The organism is Pseudoalteromonas sp. DSM 26666 (assembly GCF_900116475.1).
GTDB classification, from domain to species: Bacteria; Pseudomonadota; Gammaproteobacteria; order Enterobacterales; family Alteromonadaceae; genus Pseudoalteromonas; species Pseudoalteromonas tetraodonis.
On record NZ_FPAR01000012.1, the window covers coordinates 1 to 16,617 of the forward strand.

The window sequence follows — 16,617 nt, forward strand, 5'->3', positions numbered from 1 at the left end:
GTTCGGGGTTCGGGGTTCGGGGTTCGGGGTTCGGGGTTCGGGGTTCGGGGTTCGGGGTTCGGGGTTCGGGGTTCGGGGTTCGGCAGAATTTTGCTTGGTATCAATTAAAACGCAATTGGTAATTTGTTTATAAAAAAGGCCGAGAAAAGCTGTATTTTTTATTTGCTCATTTGCTCTCATTCTTTGCTCTTTGTGCAAATAGGTTTTAAGTTATTTATTCACCACAGAGATTAAGAGGCGCTGCGCTGAAAGAGTAGGTTAAAGGTTCATTGCTGATACGACTAGGTGTCAAACTATTTGTACAAGCTCGCCACGCGAAGCCCGTTATCTTCTTACTCGCTTCTCTGTGCTCAAACAAGAAATTAGATTTAAACGTTAGATAAAATGCGCGAGGTAAACTCCCGCCTACGGATATGATTAACATCTGGATTTAACGTAGGTGGGGCTTTATGCCGCGCAAGACCATTATTCACAAAGAGGACATGAGACGCTGCGCTTTTAGAGGAAATAAAAAAGCCAACTACTATCCTGTAGCAGCGATTTTATAGACACTGCATTTTACCCGCTCCTCGCAGCCCGCAGCTCGTAACCTTTAACCTTTAACCTTTAACCTAAATAATATAAAAAAAGGAGCATTGCTGCTCCTTTTTAAATTTTACTTAGGTTTATTTAATATCAAACCGGTCGGCGTTCATCACTTTTACCCATGCGGCGACAAAGTCGTGTACAAAACGAGTTTTGTTATCGTCTTGAGCATAAAACTCTGCCAGTGCACGGAGTATTGAGTTTGAACCAAATACTAAATCAACCCGCGTAGCCGTGTACTTAGTTTTACCACTAGCGCGGTCAACTATGTTGTACTCGCCTTTAGCTGCAGGTTCCCAGCGGTTATTCATGTCGGTTAAATTAACAAAAAAGTCGTTACTCAGTACGCCTACCTTGTCGGTAAATACACCATGTTCACTATTGCCATAGTTAGTACCTAGTACGCGCATACCGCCTAGTAATACGCTCATTTCTGGTGCGGTTAGCCCCATTAATTGGCTGCGCTCTAATAATAGCTCCTCGGCGGATACAGCATAGTCTTTTTTCAGCCAATTTCTAAAACCGTCATGAATTGGTTCTAATGGCTCGAATGACTCTGCGTCGGTCATGTCATCACTAGCATCGCCACGCCCTGGGGCAAACGGTACGGTTATATCAACCCCTGCCTTTTTAGCAGCTTGCTCAACCGCAGCGGTGCCGCCAAGTACAATTAAATCGGCCATACTAACAGGCTTAGTTAAACTCGCTTGCAGTGTTTCAAGGGCGCTAAGTACTTTAGCTAAACGCGCAGGCTCGTTACCTTGCCAGCTATTTTGCGGAGCAAGGCGAATACGGGCGCCATTTGCACCACCACGGTGATCGGAGCCTCTATAAGTGCGGGCGCTATCCCATGCGGTATTAATTAAGTCGGTTTCACTTAATCCACAATTAAGTAGCTTCGCTTTTAAATCGGTTATTTCAGCGTCGCTTAGGGTGTAATCAACTGCAGGAATAGGATCTTGCCAAATTAAATCTTCGCTGGGTACATCGGCGCCCAAATAACGTGATTTTGGCCCTAAATCACGGTGGGTTAACTTAAACCATGCGCGGGCAAATACGTCAGTAAAGTACTCAAAATCGTCATTAAAACGCTCAATAATTTTACGGTACGCTGGGTCGAGCTTCATTGCCATGTCGGCATCGGTCATTATTGGGTTTAAACGAATCGAAGGGTCTTCCACATCGACGGGTTTGTCTTCTTCTTTAATATTAACCGGCTCCCACTGATGAGCACCTGCAGGGCTTTTGGTTAGCTCCCACTCGTAATTAAGCAACAATTTACAGTAGCCGTTATCCCATTTAGTTGGGTAGGTTGTCCATGCGCCTTCAATACCTGAGGTCATGGTATCGCGGCCAATTCCACGGGTTTTATGGTTATTCCAGCCAAGGCCTTGCTCGTGCACATCGGCGGCTTCTGGCTCTGGGCCTAAGTTTTCTTCTTTGCCGTTACCATGCGTTTTACCTACTGTATGGCCACCTACCGTTAGCGCTGCGGTTTCTTCATCGTTCATTGCCATACGTGCAAAGGTTTCGCGCACTTGTTCTGCGGTTTTAAGTGGGTCAGGTTTACCATTTACCCCTTCTGGGTTTACGTAAATTAAACCCATTTGCACTGCCGCTAATGGGTTTTCCATGGTATCGGGTTTATCTACTTGGGTATATCGCTCATCACTTGGCGCAAGCCATTCTTTTTCTGCGCCCCAATAAACGTCTTTTTCTGGATGCCAAATATCTTCACGACCACCGGCAAAACCAAAGGTTATTAATCCCATTGATTCGTACGCCATATTACCGGCTAAAATAATTAAATCGGCCCATGAAAGCTTGTTGCCATATTTCTTTTTAATTGGCCATAATAAACGGCGCGCTTTATCTAGGTTGGCATTATCTGGCCACGAATTAAGTGGTGCAAAACGTTGATTACCGGTACCACCACCGCCTCGACCATCAGCTAAACGGTACGAGCCCGCAGAGTGCCATGCCATACGGATCATCAGGCCTCCATAGTGCCCCCAATCAGCTGGCCACCAAGGTTGGCTTTGAGTCATTAAATCTTTTAAATCGGTTTTAAGTGCTTCTAGGTCGAGTGAATTAAAAGCGTCGGCGTAATTAAAGTCGCTGTCGTAGGGGCTGGTTTTGCTATCGTGCTGATGAAGAATGTCTAAATTAAGTGAGTTTGGCCACCAATCTGTATTGGTGTTTTCGGTTGTAGTATTACTGCCGTGCATAACCGGGCATTTACCCGCTTTATGATTATCCATATTGAGCTCCTTTTTAAGTATAAATAAAAACGCCCATGCTTACTGCTTTTGGTATTCACCAATTGGGAGCGCTGTTATTTTATTGCCATTAAATGAATGACGTTTATGGTCTCTGCTTATTCAATATACGTGTAGCTGCTTTGATACGCTAGGGCAAAGTAATGCTTTAAAACGATTACTCTCATTTATAAATATGATGATGCAGCCAATGTTTGTGCTTAGCGTAAATAAATATTAAAACTTTTTATAAAATAGATGATCGTTATTAAAAATAGCCACGTAATGTACGATGAAGGGTTTGAAAGTGACTTAGGTTTTCTTAAGTGCACAGTGGAATACCCCCCTTCGCCATGAAATTATAGTTATAAAAGGTGTATAAGTTACTTATGCACCTTTATTTCTTTTTTATTTTTATCTATTTGAATTTAGTTAAGTAAAAATTCAGGTAGGCAAACTTACAATAGCACCTATCTCCTATTGTTCCCTTGATATGTTGATGTAGTTTTTTCCAGCCCAACTTGGGCTGGATTTTTTTTGCCTGTAATAAAAGATTTTTGAGTTAATTCCAGCTTCCCTATCCTCACCCTAGTACCAATGATGTGCGCATGTTAAAGTTAACAAAGCGATTAACTAATTTTTTAACTAGGCATATCAATGCGTTTTTATTTTTTACTATTTATTGTATTTATTGGTGTTTTTTCATCTGCGGTGCAAGCTGCTGATAAAAACACCGCAGCACTCAACGAGCAACAACAGCGTGAATTAGCACAGCTAGAAGCCCCTTTGTACAAACCATTACTTGAACGTTATATTCTCGACGAATTAAAGTCGGTTCGCCAAGATCAACAAAAACTGCGTGAAGACGTGACCAAACAAGTTACGCATGCACAGTTAGACACAGCCGATCGGGCGCTTACCTACACCACAGATACCATTAATAATGTATTTTTCATAATTACCGCCACCGCGTCTATTTTGGTATTAGTGGGCTGGAACTCGTTACGTGATGTAAAGAACAAAGTAGAAGATATAGTAAACACCCGAGTGAGTGTTATTACTGATGAGTATGAAGATCGCTTGAAAATATTAGAAGAAAAACTGCGAGTACGCTCTGAAGAAATACTTAGTAACCAAGAACGCATATCAATCACTAATGAAGTTCATTCGTTATGGATGCGAGCCAACCTTGAAAGTGATATTGCGAATAAAATTGAAATATTCGATGAAATTTTAAAACGTAAACCAGAAGATGTAGAAGCCATTGCCTACAAAGCGGATGCTTTACTAGAATTAAATGAGACTGAGCAAGCTATTGAGCTTTGTAATCAAGCAATTGATATAGATAGCGACTATGGTTACGCATACTGGCAGCGCGCCTGTGCGTATGCTTTAACGCATGAGCATGCAGATGCCCTAGCCGATATAAAAATGTCGCTTGAATACTCACCCAACTTACGAAATGAGCTACTTCATGAAAGTGCCTTTGCCAGTCTGCATGATAACGACAGCTTTAATGCGATAGTTTCAAACGAAGCCTAAACTTCGTTGCCTACAGGGAGGGTGGTAAAAAGCGTGAGCAGAACGCGAAAGTTTTGCTCAGTTTTTACTTATTATTACAAGGATGTAAGCCAGTAGAATAACTTAGGCGCAGTTATCGACCCCACTAGGTTAGAAGCTCGCGCCGCAATTAAACTGCCTCTAGATTAAACAAATATCAATCTACAAAGGTCAATAGAGCTTAGCGTTTAAAGTATAAGTCTATTGACTTAGTAAGCAGCTCGTCGAGCTGCTCTTCAAAGTCTTCTATGTTGATTTCAAAATGATTTAAATACGCTTTAGCCTGCACTTGAGATAAGTTGCGGTTTTTAACGCTGTATTGCCGCTCATCTTTTTGCTTGTCGTATCGAGGTAAGAATAATAACTGCGCATAATAAGGCGACTTAATATGCTTGTTCGCAAAGCGACAAAAGTCTTCAATGTGGTCTGCGCCCTCAGGGCCTAAACAGCCGGGCTCTACACGATACATTACACGAATTTTTTTCTCGTCACTTAGCTGCATAATTAATAATTACCTAAAAAATAATACCCTAACCACTTTGCCATCTTTAATTTGATAGCTTGAAATAAGCTCTGAACGTTTATCTATCACGTTCGGATCGTTAGAGCAGGTTTCTGATAGCTCATGGTCAATCACAATGTCACCATGCACAATACGCTTAATAGGTGATGAGTGAAGACACTTTAGCTTTTTAAACATAATGCCATAACGCGCAATTAATTTTTCTTTACCTTTAAATAATAGCTCATTCGGGAAAATATAAAACTCAACATCTTCATCATACATACGAATAAATTCTTCAATGTTACGCGCGTTGTAGGCTTTAACTAATTGCTCGATAACAGCAAGTGACTCACGAGACTGTTTTGCTTTGGCTTGTTGCCTTGCTGTAAGTGCCTCTTTTGCTTGCGTCACTGCTTGCTCAGCCTCGACGACCGCTTGTGCTTTATCTACTTTACTTTTAGGCTGTTCAACCGGCTTCGTTGATTCGCTGCCAAGTACTTTAGAATCATCTGCAGTCACTTTCTTAACATCGGGTAGTTTAGGTATGTTAGCCTCTTGAGTTAACGTATCAAGTGCATCTTGTTGCGGCTGTACTTTTTCTGGCTGTGTCAGTTCAGCATTGTTTGATGATGCCGATTGCTCTATGGCATGACAGTTTAATGTGAAAGCGGCGAATAAACACGCATATATAATGAATGAAGGTTTCATGGTTTTCCTAAGTACAAAGACAAAATGCAATTAACGCGCAACATAGCAAATTTTACCCTCATGAGATAGTTATTATAGCGTTATAGCTCATTACCAATACTGCTCAACCGTAATATGCCCCGGCTCTTTTCGACGATTACGCTTATAGTTTTGAGCCACTAATAACTCACTGGTATCTTTAACCATTTGTGGATTACCACACAACATAAACTGTGCATTATTGGGGGTAGCACACAGCCCCACATGTTCAGATAGCGCGTTATTTTTTATCACTGTGGTTATTCGCCCTGCTAAACCTTGTAAAGGCTCCTCACGGCTAACTACTGGCACATAATTAAGCTGCCCAGGATGAGCCTTTAATAACTTATTAATTAGCTCCTGATAGCTTAAATCGCTATTTAGGCGCACCCCATGCACTAAGTTGATATGTTTGTATTTTTGCCATACCTCACTTTGCTGCAATATTGATAAAAACGGGCCAATAGCGGTGCCGGTGCAAAGCATCCAAAGTTGTTCACTCGCTGGCACTTCGTCAAGGGTAAAAAAACCGCTAGCACGGCGCTCTATTAGTACAGTGTCACCTGGGGTAAGTTGTGCTAAATGCGATGACAATTGGCCATCGACTACATTAATTAAATAAAATTCTAAATTTGGATCATCTGGTGCGTTAACATACGAGTAAGCCCGAGCAATGCGTTTTTCACCGTCCATAACAGAGAGCTTTGTAAATTGCCCTGCTTTAAACGGCTCTACATCGGCGTTAACCGTTAAGCTAAATAACGATTCATTCCACCATTTAACTGACTTTACTGTGGCATCAATCCAATTAGACATAATTACTCCAGAGTGTAAAACGTGTTTTAGCTATCAGCTATCAGCTATCAGCTATCAGCTATCAGCTATCAGCTATCAGCTATCAGCTATCAGCTATCAGCTAAAACCTTAAAGTGGTTCATTTTAAAAGCAAGTTTTATAACTTAAACATTAGCATTAAGTTATAAATACTGACAGGGAAATAAATGAGAAGGCAGCGAGCTTCGAGTGACGAGTATCGAGCAACGAGCTAGTGCTAAAACCTGAGACCTTTAATCTACTCTTTTAGCGCAGCGTCTCTTTGTCCTCTTTGTGAATAATGACCTTGCGCGGTATAAAGCTCCGCCTACAGTAAATTCAGAAGTTAACCATATCAGTAGGCGGGAGTTTACCTCGCGCATTTGTGTTTAATATCCTAGACCTGACGCGATATAAAATCGCTGCTACAGATCAATATTTAGGTTTTTCTTCCTCTAAAAGCGCAGCGTCTCTTCGCCCTCTTTGTGCAAAACTCACTAAAACTGTTTGAACAAAGAGAAGACAACGGGCTTCGAGTGACGAGCTGCGAGCTACTGCTAAAACCTTTGACCTTTAACCTTTAACCTTTGACCTTTGACCTTTAACCCAGAACCTGAAACCTAGGAACCTAAAGCCCGTAGCTCGAAACCCGTGGCCCGCACCCCGAGGCCCGAATCTCACACCTAAATTTCAGGCATAAAAAAAGCCGCATAAAATGCGGCTTTGGGGGTTTAGTCTCACTTCACTTTGGGCGTGTCTCCAAAACTTAGTGAATACGTTACCAAGGAACTGTTGTATTTAACCTGAACTCTGGATAATAAATCTATCTCAAGCAGCTATTTACAGCGCTAACTACGTTGAATTTACTTGCAATAGGCGAGCTATTGACGCGTAATTTCGCCTTGTTTTCACTGGAAATCTCTTGCTAGAGAAAATAAACATAAATATCAATTTTGATTCAATACGTTAGTAAATCTCTTAACCAAAGTTCAGGTTATTTAAATAGTTAATTAAATTGACTCTAGGGCAATTTTAACCATTTCGTTGAACGTGGTTTGACGCTCATCTGCAGGTGTTGCTTCGCCGGTGATTACATGATCACTGACGGTAAATAATGCCATTGCTTTTGCGCCGTATTCTGCTGCTACGCCGTATAAGCCAGCTGTTTCCATATCAACAGCGAGTACACCTAGTTTGTCTAGATCTTTATAAAACGTGTCGTCTGCTTGATAAAAAGTATCCGTAGTAAATACGTTGCCTACTTTTGCATCAATACCTAAATCTTTAGCTGCATTTACGCCGTTTAAAAGTAATTCAAAGTTAGCAATAGCAGCAAAGTCAGTGCCACGAACGCGGGCACGATTTACGTTTGAATCTGTGCTTGCACCTTGTGCAAAAATTACGTCGCGAATTTTAATATCGCTACCAATACCACCACAGGTACCAATACGAATAATATTTTTAACGCCAAAACTGACAATAAGCTCACGAGCATAAATTGACATTGAAGGAATGCCCATGCCAGAACCCATAATGCTCACTGGCTTACCTTTGTAAGTTCCAGTAAAGCCGTACATGTTACGTACGCCGGTTACTTGCACTGCATCATCTAAAAAGTTTTCAGCAATATATTGTGCGCGTAGCGGATCGCCTGGCATTAATACTGTTTCGGCAAAATCACCTACGTTTGCACTGATATGCGGAGTACTCATCGATTGTTTTCCTTTTGTTTGGCTAAAAGCCCTATTACTTTAAAAATAGCGAGCGTATTTTTAAGTTACTTAACTGTGTTCAGCTTATCAATAAAGCCATCACCATATTCTAACGCTTTAAGGTTAAACCATTGTGCAAGCGTTTGGCCAATATCGGCAAAGCTATTGCGTTCGCCCAGCGGGGTATTTTTCATCCCTGTCTGATAGGCAATAACCGGCACATATTCACGGGTGTGCTCAGACCCTGGAAAGGTCGGGTCACAGCCATGATCGGCGGTGATCATTAATAAATCATCCGGCTTTAATTGCGCTAAAATAGTGGGTAAGTAATCATCAAACTCTTTGAGCGCTTTCGCATAGCCAACAGGATTTCGGCGGTGACCAAACTTTTCATCAAAATCAACTAAATTGGTAAAAATCAAACTGTGATCCGGCGCAGTCGCCACCACTTCGCTGGTTTTTTCTAGCAAGTTCATTAACCCTGGCGCTTTATGCTTTTGGGTAATGCCTTGATGCGCATAAATATCTGAAATTTTACCAATACTGATAACTTCGCCACCGTCTTTTGCAAGTACATCAAGCAATGTTGGCGATGGCGGTAATACTGAATAATCACGACGATTACCTGTTCTGGCAAAATCTTGATTATTAGAACCCAAAAATGGCCGCGCAATCACTCGCCCTATATTCATTTCATCAAGCAGCGCCCGTGCGATTTCGCAAACTTGATAAAGCTTCTCTAGGCCGAATGATTCTTCATGCGCGGCTATTTGAAACACACTATCAGCTGAGGTGTAACAGATTGGTTTACCTGTTTTTACGTGCTCTTCACCTAGCTGCTCTAAAATCGTGGTTCCTGAGGCATGGCAATTGCCTAAAATGCCCGGAATACCTGTGCGAGCAATAAACTCGTCTACAAATTCTTGTGGGAAACTCGGCTGTGTTTTAGGGAAGTAACCCCAATCAAATAACACTGGCACGCCTGCCATTTCCCAATGACCCGATGGCGTGTCTTTACCGCTTGAAAGCTCTTTTGCGTAACCCCATGCACCTTGTGGTTCATGTCGCTCAGCAACTAAACAGGGTTCTTTACCAGCGGCTTCACATGCATCCACTAACCCTAATTTTGAAAGGTTAGGAAGCGAAAGCTTACTGCCAGTCTCGTCATAATATGCCTTGAGTAAATGTGCGAATGTATTAGCACCAACATCACCAAATTTATCTGCATCGGGTGCTGCGCCAATTCCTAAACTATCCGCCATTAAGATAATTGCTCTTGCCATTGTGACCTCACATCTGTTCTAGGTGGTTACTTTATCTGCTCTTCGAATTTTCCGTACAGGACATAAGTCCTGTTTCATAAAACCTAAACATTATAAATTTGCACTCTTAAGCGAAGCAAAAGAGATTAATCGTGTCTTTTTTGCTATTGTGATCTACCAACAATATATCCTTCTGTGTGGGTGAGAACTTTAGTGACACGAACTATTATAGCTATTGCAGGCGCATCGGCGTCCGGCAAATCTCTATTTAGCCAAACTATTTACAATGAATTGGTAAATGAGCTTGAACCAGGCGCTATCGCCATTATTGAAGAAGATGCTTATTACAAGGATCAATCGCATTTGCCGATGGCACATCGTACGCAAACGAATTACGACCATCCTGATGCATTTGAACACGAGCTATTGCTTGAGCATTTAACGCAACTTCGTAATGGCCACTCTGTTGAAGTACCAACTTATGATTATGCTCAGCATACACGTAGCGATAAAACGCGCCGTGTGGCTTCGGCTAAAATACTCATTGTAGAAGGTATTTTATTACTGAGTGATAAAGCGCTTAATAAAGAATTTGATATCAAGGTGTTTATAGATACGCCATTGGATATTTGTTTAATGCGCCGAATGCAACGCGACATGGAACAAAGAGGCAGAACATTACAATCTGTTGTTGAGCAATATCAAGCAACTGTTAGACCGATGTTTTATCAATTTATTGAGCCTTCAAAGCATAACGCTGACTTAGTTGTGACTCGAGGCGGTATGAATCGCGTTGCGATTGATATTATAAAAAGTAAAATAAAGTACATTTTACAAGAATAACAACGGGAAACGTTTGTATGACAACATTTATGAGCTTAGTAGGCATGCTAGTGCTACTAGGCATCGCTTTTGCGGCCTCAACTGATCGCAAAGCAATAAAACTAAGAACCGTGGGTATCGCATTTTTAATGCAAGTCATTATCGGCGGTTTTGTACTGTTTTTTGAAGCAGGCAAAAATGTATTAGCGAGTATGTCTCGCGCCGTTTCATCGGTTATTGGGTATGCCAACGATGGAATTGGCTTTTTATTTGGCCCATTAGCATCGCAAGATACGCTAGGGTTTATTTTTGCCATTCAAGTATTGCCAGTGATTGTGTTTTTCTCAGCACTTGTTGCTGTGTTATACCACTTAGGCATTATGGATTGGATAATTAAAATTTTAGGCGGTGGTTTACAAAAATTATTGAAAACCTCTCGCACCGAGTCGCTTTCAGCCACCGCAAATATTTTTGTTGGCCAAACTGAAGCGCCACTCATTGTTAAACCGTTTATTGCGACAATGACCAAATCTGAGTTATTTGCCGTAATGGTAGGTGGTTTGGCCACCGTAGCAGGCTCTGTAATGGCCGGTTACGTGATCATTGGTGTAGACCTTAAATATTTAATTGCAGCCAGCTTTATGGCAGCACCAGGTGGTTTCTTGATGGCAAAAATGATAGTGCCAGAGACAGAAACACCTAAAGATGATTTAGCCGATATAGATTTAGGCGACGACAAACCGGTTAATGTTATTGACGCAGCAGCATCAGGCGCAGCAAACGGTATGCACTTAGCATTAAACGTAGGTGCTATGCTTTTAGCATTTGTTGCACTGATTGCGTTATTAAACGGTTTATTAGGCGGTATTGGTGGGTTGTTTGATTACCCTACATTAACGCTACAAGAAATTTTAGGCTACTTATTTGCCCCTGTTGCATGGTTATTAGGTGTACCGTGGAATGAGGCAATTTTAGCCGGCAGCTTTATTGGTCAAAAGTTAGTAGTAAATGAGTTTGTTGCTTACTTAGACTTTATAAATTATCGCGATACGTTAAGTGCGCATACACAAGCAATTGTTACCTTTGCTTTGTGTGGCTTTGCTAACTTATCATCGATAGCCATTTTACTAGGTGGATTAGGCGGTATGGCGCCTAGTCGGCGAAAGGATATCGCACGCTTAGGGCTCAGAGCAGTGTTAGCAGGATCTATGGCTAACCTTATGAGCGCAGCAATTGCTGGGTTTTTCCTCTCGCTAGCTTAGAAACTTAATGAGACGATCCAACTGTTGCAAAACAATAGGATAGCGCTTTAAGGGGTTAAAGCACTATCTGACTTGAACGATACTTCACCAAGGGCCGCAAGGCCCTTTTATCGTTTTTATAGCCTCTACTTTCTAAATCCTCAGCAATTCATACCTAAAAATTCCTAGCAAAGCTTTCATTCACGCACTCCTTACGCCATCAAAAGCCATCATTGCACTCACTAAAAAATATAAACAACTGTGTAACTGCAGAAGCATTTACTTGTTAGCCCTTTACAAGGCACTTGAGAGTATAAAAGGTAGCGAAGTTAACAAGAATGAATGGCTGTGAAGAGGTAATATAGGCATTATTGAGTGGGAACTTTTTGAGTTTTTCTGTGCTTATGGTCTAAACGCTTAATTTTTTACATAACGTTTAATGTAAGCTTCATAGCCAAACTCAGCCTTAAGCTGCTCAAGTGCTTGATTAAAGCGTTTTACTACCACAGGTGAAGCGGCTTTGTTAAAGCCAATATAGTTGCCTTTAAGCTCATCCACATGAATTTGCTTGAGCTTCACCAAGTCATCCCTAGAGTACCCAAATGGCTCAGTTTGATGATCAATCGTAAAGTCAGAGCCAATAATTAAATCGATGCGTTTTTTAAAAAACAGTCGCATAAATGAGTCTGCTTCACTAAACAGTAGTAAGTTTTTATCGGTAACAAACCCAAGTCGACGCACCAGTATTTCATAAATGTCGCCTCGCACTATGCCCAACGAGTAGTTTTTAGCTTGTGAAATATCATTCATCACAATATGGTCGCTAGTTTTTAATTTAAAAAAGTAGGTTTGGCTCGATACCAAAGGTCCCACCCATTCAAAAAGAGGAATACGTTCTTGCGTTTTTGCTAGAGAAATGATGGCTGAGTGTGGGTTATTTTGCACTAACTGGTAAGCACGCTTCCAAGGTAACATAATAAATTCGCACTCTAGTGCGGCACGATAACAAGCGTCTTTCACTATGTCATGATTAATACCCGCTAGCTGCCCAGCTTCATTTTGAAAATTGTAAGGAGCAAAGCTTTCGGTATAAATAACCAATTTAGGCGCTTTAGCCTGGATATTATGGCTAAATAGCAACCCTAACGCTAATAATGTAAATTTAAAAATAAACACCCCCTATAATTTAAGTAATAACCTTAACCTAGAAAGCATGTAGAAACTATTAATTTATAGCACTTTTATAATGTTAAAAATAGCAGATCATTTGAGAATGACTATCGTTAATAATACCAATCCGCAATAATACTCAATCATTTTGCGGGGCTAAACGTGTCGCTACCTGTGTTAAAAAATTCTCATTTAGAACAACTAAATAGCGAATTTTTTGTCTAGCTATCAACCCGTTTTTCCTGCCTCAAAATAGACCGCTTAATTAAGCGAATTGGTATAAATTTACAGATGGTGGGGAGATATTCTTAAATTTTAGACACAAAAAAAGCGCCTTAAGCGCTTTTTTTCATTTTACTTAAAAGTAAAATTATAGAGCTGTGATGTTATCAGCTTGAGGACCTTTTTGACCTTGTGAAAGAGTGAACTCTACACGTTGGCCTTCAGCTAAAGTTTTGAAACCTTCGCTTTTGATTGCTGAGAAATGTGCGAAAACGTCTGGACCATTTTCTTGCTCGATGAAACCAAAACCTTTAGACTCGTTGAACCACTTAACTGTACCTGATACGATGTTAGACATAGTATTATTCCTGATATAAAAATTAAATTGTGCCCTAATGGGCGGTGTAGCAAAAAATGAGATGGTACTTAAAAACTTCAGGACGGCACTACAAGTATTACTTATACAACAACGAAATGGAGATTTATAAATTATCATGCTTTCTTTCTAGCTGCGGACTACTATATAGAGTTACAGACTCAAGTCAACCCTTAATGCGATTTAATTTATAAAATAGCTTAAGCAGCCCGCTTTATAAATTAAGTACTTGTTTAAAGAGCTTAAAATTCAAATTCTAGTGCCATTCTAAAGCTATGATTTTTCTCTGACTGGCTGATTTCGGTAATAAAACCGGCTTCCCACTTTAATTGTTTTTGCCCATCAAAGCGATGTAACCCTATAAATCCGGGGCCAATACCGACAAAGTCTTCGCCAAGGTAAACCTCAACCGCGGGCTGAAAAGCAGACAAATAGCGGTAGCGATATTGCGCTCTAAATTCGCTTTCCCACTCATTTTGTATATCTTGGCCCCACTCGTACACTAAAAATGCATTCATAGTGAGACTTGCACGACCAAACTCTTTTTCAATCACAAAACCGGTGGTTGCTTCGTATGCGTCGGCGTCATGCTGTTTTTCAAATTCAAATAACGCGCCCCAATCAGCCCATAGCCTGCCCTGCTCTATTAACTGCCAACGAAGTTCTAACTCATACGCTTGCAAGCCAAAGTCACCATTATCATCGCGCTCACCCACTAAATAGCCTTCCAATGCCATGGTGTCGTTAATTGCGCCGCCTAAGCCAACGCGCTGCGCTAAAATATTACCACTGTCGGTTTGATGTGACACAAGCCGCCACTCTAGCTCGCGCTCAAACGGCAACACATAAGGATGATAAACTTTATCAACCACTATGCCATCAGCATAAGCCAGCTTAGGTATTAATAAACAAAAACCAATTAATACAGTGGCTGCAAATAGGTTTATTGCTTTCATGATTGTTCCTTAGTTATTGATTTAGGAATAAAATAACAAACTGATAAAAATAACACGCTGCTCAGCACATAACTTAAAACACTGGTTAAATTAGGCGTAGCCTCATAACCGATAAGTGCGCGCAAAACCCGTCCAAACTCTGAGTTTTCAGTTAAAATAGCACGTAAATCCCATACGGTTGCCGTTGTTGCTATCAAATCAATTTGGCTCGCCAAATCAAGTGCCACAACCAGTTTTGCCGCACTGTTTAATGCTAACAATACCAATAAAGGGGTAAGCCCAAAGCGCTGTTTGATTGCACTCAATAAAAAATACAACAACACACTAAAGCTACTGCATATCCCCAAGCCTAAAAAAGTGCCAATAAATAAGCTTTGTGCTGCTTCGTTGTTTTGCCAAAAGCCAATCAGGTAAATAATGTAATGACTTAAATAAAGAGTCATTACACTGATAATCGCAATCATAAATGCAGGCGTTGCTTGTTTAATGGCGTAGTACAGCGCACTGATAAACACTAAAACACATAAAGCAATTTGGGTATATTCTAAACCCTGGTAGTCGAACAAGGGACTAATTAGCGGAGCACTTTTTACAAATAAAAATGATAACCCCACACCTAAAACAAGCATCCCCAGTACCTTCACTAAACTTTGCTTGGCAATCACTTGGAATAAAATAAGTAAAATGGCCACCGGCAATAACTGATTGAGGCTCATCACAAGGCTAGTTATTAGCATCAGAACCCTCCTTTTCGGTCGCTATTACAGCACCACGCGCCGTATTGGGCGAGAACTCGCCAAAAAATTCATAACGCCCAGGAGTTAACGGCCCAATATAAATAACGCTTTTGCGATTAGGGTAAAGTACTTTCTCTCGGTTGAGATCGAAACTGTCGAATTCTTCAGGCGTACTATCTTGATTTTCGATTAACAAGCGTACCTTTTTATTGGCCGGCACCACGATTTCTGCGGGATAAAATAAATGATCTTTAAGTACAATAAGATAGTCTTTACTGGCGGCGTTAAATGATAAAAATACGCAACAATATAAATAGGGGTGAATAAGTCGTTTAATCACATTTAGCTCCTGCAAAAACTACCTGTACTTTTAAGCCGCCCAAATCGCTGTCTGTTAAATTAATTTCAGCGCTATAAATAGCAATAATGTGCTGGACTATTGCCATGCCTAAGCCCGCACCTTGTTCACCCGAAGGATGTTGGTCACCGCCAACGCGATAAAAACGGTTAAATATCCGTTGTTTTTGATCGTCCGTCATACCTGGACCGCTGTCTTCTATTTGCCAAATACGCTGCCTGTGCATCTGCTTTAGGGTAATTTTTATTTGTCCGTTTGCAGGCGCGTACTTTATAGCATTACTCAGTAGGTTTGAAATCAACGTCACTAAGGTAAACTCATCACCGTTAATAGTAAAGTCATCTCCCTCAAGGCTAATAGTGTGATTTTTAGCCTCTAGTTTTTCATATAGTTGGCTAACTACTTCTTGCGTGATCGCTAATAATGACTGTTCTTTAAACTGCTTTTGCCACTGCTCTGGCTGAGTACGCCCTAGTATTAGCATTTGCTCCACTATATTGGTGAGTCGATTAATACCTTGAGTCATGGCTTGTAATTCTTGGTTATCGCCTTGTTGGGCGGCCAAATTATGCACATTAATTTTTAAACTGCTCAGGGGTGTACGTAATTCATGGGCGGCATCTGAGGCAAAAAAACGCTCTCGTAAATAGGCCGTTTCTACGCGTTTAAATAAGTCGTTTAAGCGGCTGATCACTGGTTTTATTTCTTCATCCGTCACCTGCCAATTGATCGCTGTGAAATCATTTGCTTGGCGCAGGGCTAACTGTTTTGATAAACGGGTTAACGGTGCCAGTGCATATTTAACAAAAAAGCTAATAAATAGCGCAAGCAAAGGAACCGCCCATAACATGGGTAACATGGCTGATAAAATCACCGCCTCGGCAAGCTCAAACCGCTTAGCAATCGGCTCGGCAACAATAACGGTGCGTAAAGAAGTAGCAAAAACGAATACCCGCATTCGCTGCCCTGCAATATTAAGCGTTTGAAAACCTGCTTGATATTGGCTCAAATCAAGATTTAATTCGTCAGAACCGCTAAGTAGCTCACCACTTTGCCAAATTTGATACAGTAACTGGGCGCTTTCTTGCATTTTTGGCGCCATAGCGTTTATAGATAGAGGCTGTTGCATCAAGACTCCAGCCACTACTTTTAGCTCACTATCGAGTAATTGCTCACCATGGCTCATACTTTTTTGATAGCCTTTTACTAAAGCTAAAAAGCAGGTTAACACCATCATTGACAGTAAGATAAGTGTTAAACGCTTACGAATTGACATAGTGCATGGTTACCTTTGTAAATTCAAGTTTGTGCAAT

General features: G+C 41.0%; 15 protein-coding genes. 3 read left to right on the forward strand and 12 right to left on the reverse strand.

Features of this window, described 5'->3' with window-relative positions; genetic code table 11:
• Positions 1-665: 665 nt before the first annotated feature.
• Positions 666-2,846, reverse strand: a complete 2,181-nt coding sequence (gene katG / locus BM380_RS16360; protein WP_090495221.1) for a catalase/peroxidase HPI — start codon at positions 2,844-2,846, stop codon at positions 666-668.
• Between the two features lie 654 nt (positions 2,847-3,500).
• On the opposite strand from katG, the gene BM380_RS16365 reads away from it, so the two are divergent.
• On the forward strand, positions 3,501-4,385 hold the full coding sequence (locus BM380_RS16365; RefSeq protein WP_008467888.1) for a tetratricopeptide repeat protein: 885 nt from the start codon (positions 3,501-3,503) through the stop codon (positions 4,383-4,385).
• A gap of 199 nt (positions 4,386-4,584) precedes the next feature.
• Here the strand turns inward: BM380_RS16365 and BM380_RS16370 are convergent, their stop codons facing one another.
• The 5 genes from BM380_RS16370 to BM380_RS16390 form a co-directional block, all read right to left on the reverse strand.
• Complete coding sequence (locus tag BM380_RS16370) at positions 4,585-4,905, reverse strand: hypothetical protein (RefSeq protein ID WP_008467890.1); 321 nt, start codon at positions 4,903-4,905, stop codon at positions 4,585-4,587.
• A gap of 9 nt (positions 4,906-4,914) precedes the next feature.
• The gene (locus BM380_RS16375) at positions 4,915-5,616 is read right to left on the reverse strand and encodes a nuclear transport factor 2 family protein (RefSeq protein ID WP_090495223.1); all 702 of its coding nucleotides are present in this window, start codon (positions 5,614-5,616) and stop codon (positions 4,915-4,917) included.
• Between the two features lie 90 nt (positions 5,617-5,706).
• Positions 5,707-6,450 (reverse strand): ferredoxin--NADP reductase, encoded by a 744-nt coding sequence (locus BM380_RS16380; RefSeq protein WP_090495225.1) that lies wholly within the window; start codon positions 6,448-6,450, stop codon positions 5,707-5,709.
• Positions 6,451-7,457: 1,007 nt separating this feature from the next.
• The gene (gene deoD, locus BM380_RS16385; protein WP_036955453.1) at positions 7,458-8,159 is read right to left on the reverse strand and encodes a purine-nucleoside phosphorylase; all 702 of its coding nucleotides are present in this window, start codon (positions 8,157-8,159) and stop codon (positions 7,458-7,460) included.
• 65 nt (positions 8,160-8,224) lie between these two features.
• Entirely contained in the window at positions 8,225-9,442 is a 1,218-nt protein-coding gene (locus BM380_RS16390; protein WP_028834670.1) for a phosphopentomutase, read from the reverse strand.
• Between the two features lie 192 nt (positions 9,443-9,634).
• Here BM380_RS16390 and udk point away from each other — a divergent pair, with 192 nt between their 5' ends.
• Together udk and BM380_RS16400 are read left to right on the forward strand one after the other, a co-directional pair.
• Positions 9,635-10,264 (forward strand): uridine kinase, encoded by a 630-nt coding sequence (gene udk, locus BM380_RS16395; RefSeq protein ID WP_013462847.1) that lies wholly within the window; start codon positions 9,635-9,637, stop codon positions 10,262-10,264.
• Between the two features lie 17 nt (positions 10,265-10,281).
• Positions 10,282-11,505 (forward strand): NupC/NupG family nucleoside CNT transporter, encoded by a 1,224-nt coding sequence (locus BM380_RS16400; protein ID WP_013462846.1) that lies wholly within the window; start codon positions 10,282-10,284, stop codon positions 11,503-11,505.
• 396 nt (positions 11,506-11,901) lie between these two features.
• Here BM380_RS16400 and BM380_RS16405 read toward each other — a convergent pair whose 3' ends face one another.
• The 6 genes from BM380_RS16405 to BM380_RS16430 all read right to left on the reverse strand — a co-directional run bounded on the left by BM380_RS16405 (position 11,902) and on the right by BM380_RS16430 (position 16,579).
• Positions 11,902-12,585: a substrate-binding periplasmic protein gene (locus tag BM380_RS16405; RefSeq protein ID WP_254772078.1), complete on the reverse strand. Its 684-nt coding sequence runs from the start codon at positions 12,583-12,585 to the stop codon at positions 11,902-11,904.
• Between the two features lie 439 nt (positions 12,586-13,024).
• The gene (locus BM380_RS16410) at positions 13,025-13,234 is read right to left on the reverse strand and encodes a cold-shock protein (protein ID WP_008467029.1); all 210 of its coding nucleotides are present in this window, start codon (positions 13,232-13,234) and stop codon (positions 13,025-13,027) included.
• A 260-nt stretch (positions 13,235-13,494) separates the two neighbouring features.
• Positions 13,495-14,208 (reverse strand): hypothetical protein, encoded by a 714-nt coding sequence (locus BM380_RS16415; protein WP_028834668.1) that lies wholly within the window; start codon positions 14,206-14,208, stop codon positions 13,495-13,497.
• Positions 14,205-14,945, reverse strand: a complete 741-nt coding sequence (locus tag BM380_RS16420) for an FTR1 family protein (protein ID WP_090495228.1) — start codon at positions 14,943-14,945, stop codon at positions 14,205-14,207. The genes BM380_RS16415 and BM380_RS16420 overlap by 4 nt, the downstream gene beginning before the upstream one ends.
• Positions 14,932-15,285 carry a cupredoxin domain-containing protein gene (locus tag BM380_RS16425; protein WP_028834667.1) on the reverse strand — a complete coding sequence of 118 codons (354 nt, stop codon included), beginning with the start codon at positions 15,283-15,285 and terminating at the stop codon, positions 14,932-14,934. The genes BM380_RS16420 and BM380_RS16425 overlap by 14 nt, the downstream gene beginning before the upstream one ends.
• Complete coding sequence (locus BM380_RS16430) at positions 15,278-16,579, reverse strand: ATP-binding protein (RefSeq protein WP_090495229.1); 1,302 nt, start codon at positions 16,577-16,579, stop codon at positions 15,278-15,280. The genes BM380_RS16425 and BM380_RS16430 overlap by 8 nt, the downstream gene beginning before the upstream one ends.
• Between the last annotated feature and the right edge of the window lie 38 nt (positions 16,580-16,617).

Coding starts and splice junctions, on each gene's coding strand:
- katG (WP_090495221.1), bottom strand. CDS start 2,846: ATGGATAATCATAAAGCGGGTAAATGCCCGGTTATGCACGGCAGTAAT.
- BM380_RS16365 (WP_008467888.1), top strand. CDS start 3,501: ATGCGTTTTTATTTTTTACTATTTATTGTATTTATTGGTGTTTTTTCA.
- BM380_RS16370 (WP_008467890.1), bottom strand. CDS start 4,905: ATGCAGCTAAGTGACGAGAAAAAAATTCGTGTAATGTATCGTGTAGAG.
- BM380_RS16375 (WP_090495223.1), bottom strand. CDS start 5,616: ATGAAACCTTCATTCATTATATATGCGTGTTTATTCGCCGCTTTCACA.
- BM380_RS16380 (WP_090495225.1), bottom strand. CDS start 6,450: ATGTCTAATTGGATTGATGCCACAGTAAAGTCAGTTAAATGGTGGAAT.
- deoD (WP_036955453.1), bottom strand. CDS start 8,159: ATGAGTACTCCGCATATCAGTGCAAACGTAGGTGATTTTGCCGAAACA.
- BM380_RS16390 (WP_028834670.1), bottom strand. CDS start 9,442: ATGGCAAGAGCAATTATCTTAATGGCGGATAGTTTAGGAATTGGCGCA.
- BM380_RS16400 (WP_013462846.1), top strand. CDS start 10,282: ATGACAACATTTATGAGCTTAGTAGGCATGCTAGTGCTACTAGGCATC.
- BM380_RS16410 (WP_008467029.1), bottom strand. CDS start 13,234: ATGTCTAACATCGTATCAGGTACAGTTAAGTGGTTCAACGAGTCTAAA.
- BM380_RS16415 (WP_028834668.1), bottom strand. CDS start 14,208: ATGAAAGCAATAAACCTATTTGCAGCCACTGTATTAATTGGTTTTTGT.
- BM380_RS16420 (WP_090495228.1), bottom strand. CDS start 14,945: ATGCTAATAACTAGCCTTGTGATGAGCCTCAATCAGTTATTGCCGGTG.
- BM380_RS16430 (WP_090495229.1), bottom strand. CDS start 16,579: ATGTCAATTCGTAAGCGTTTAACACTTATCTTACTGTCAATGATGGTG.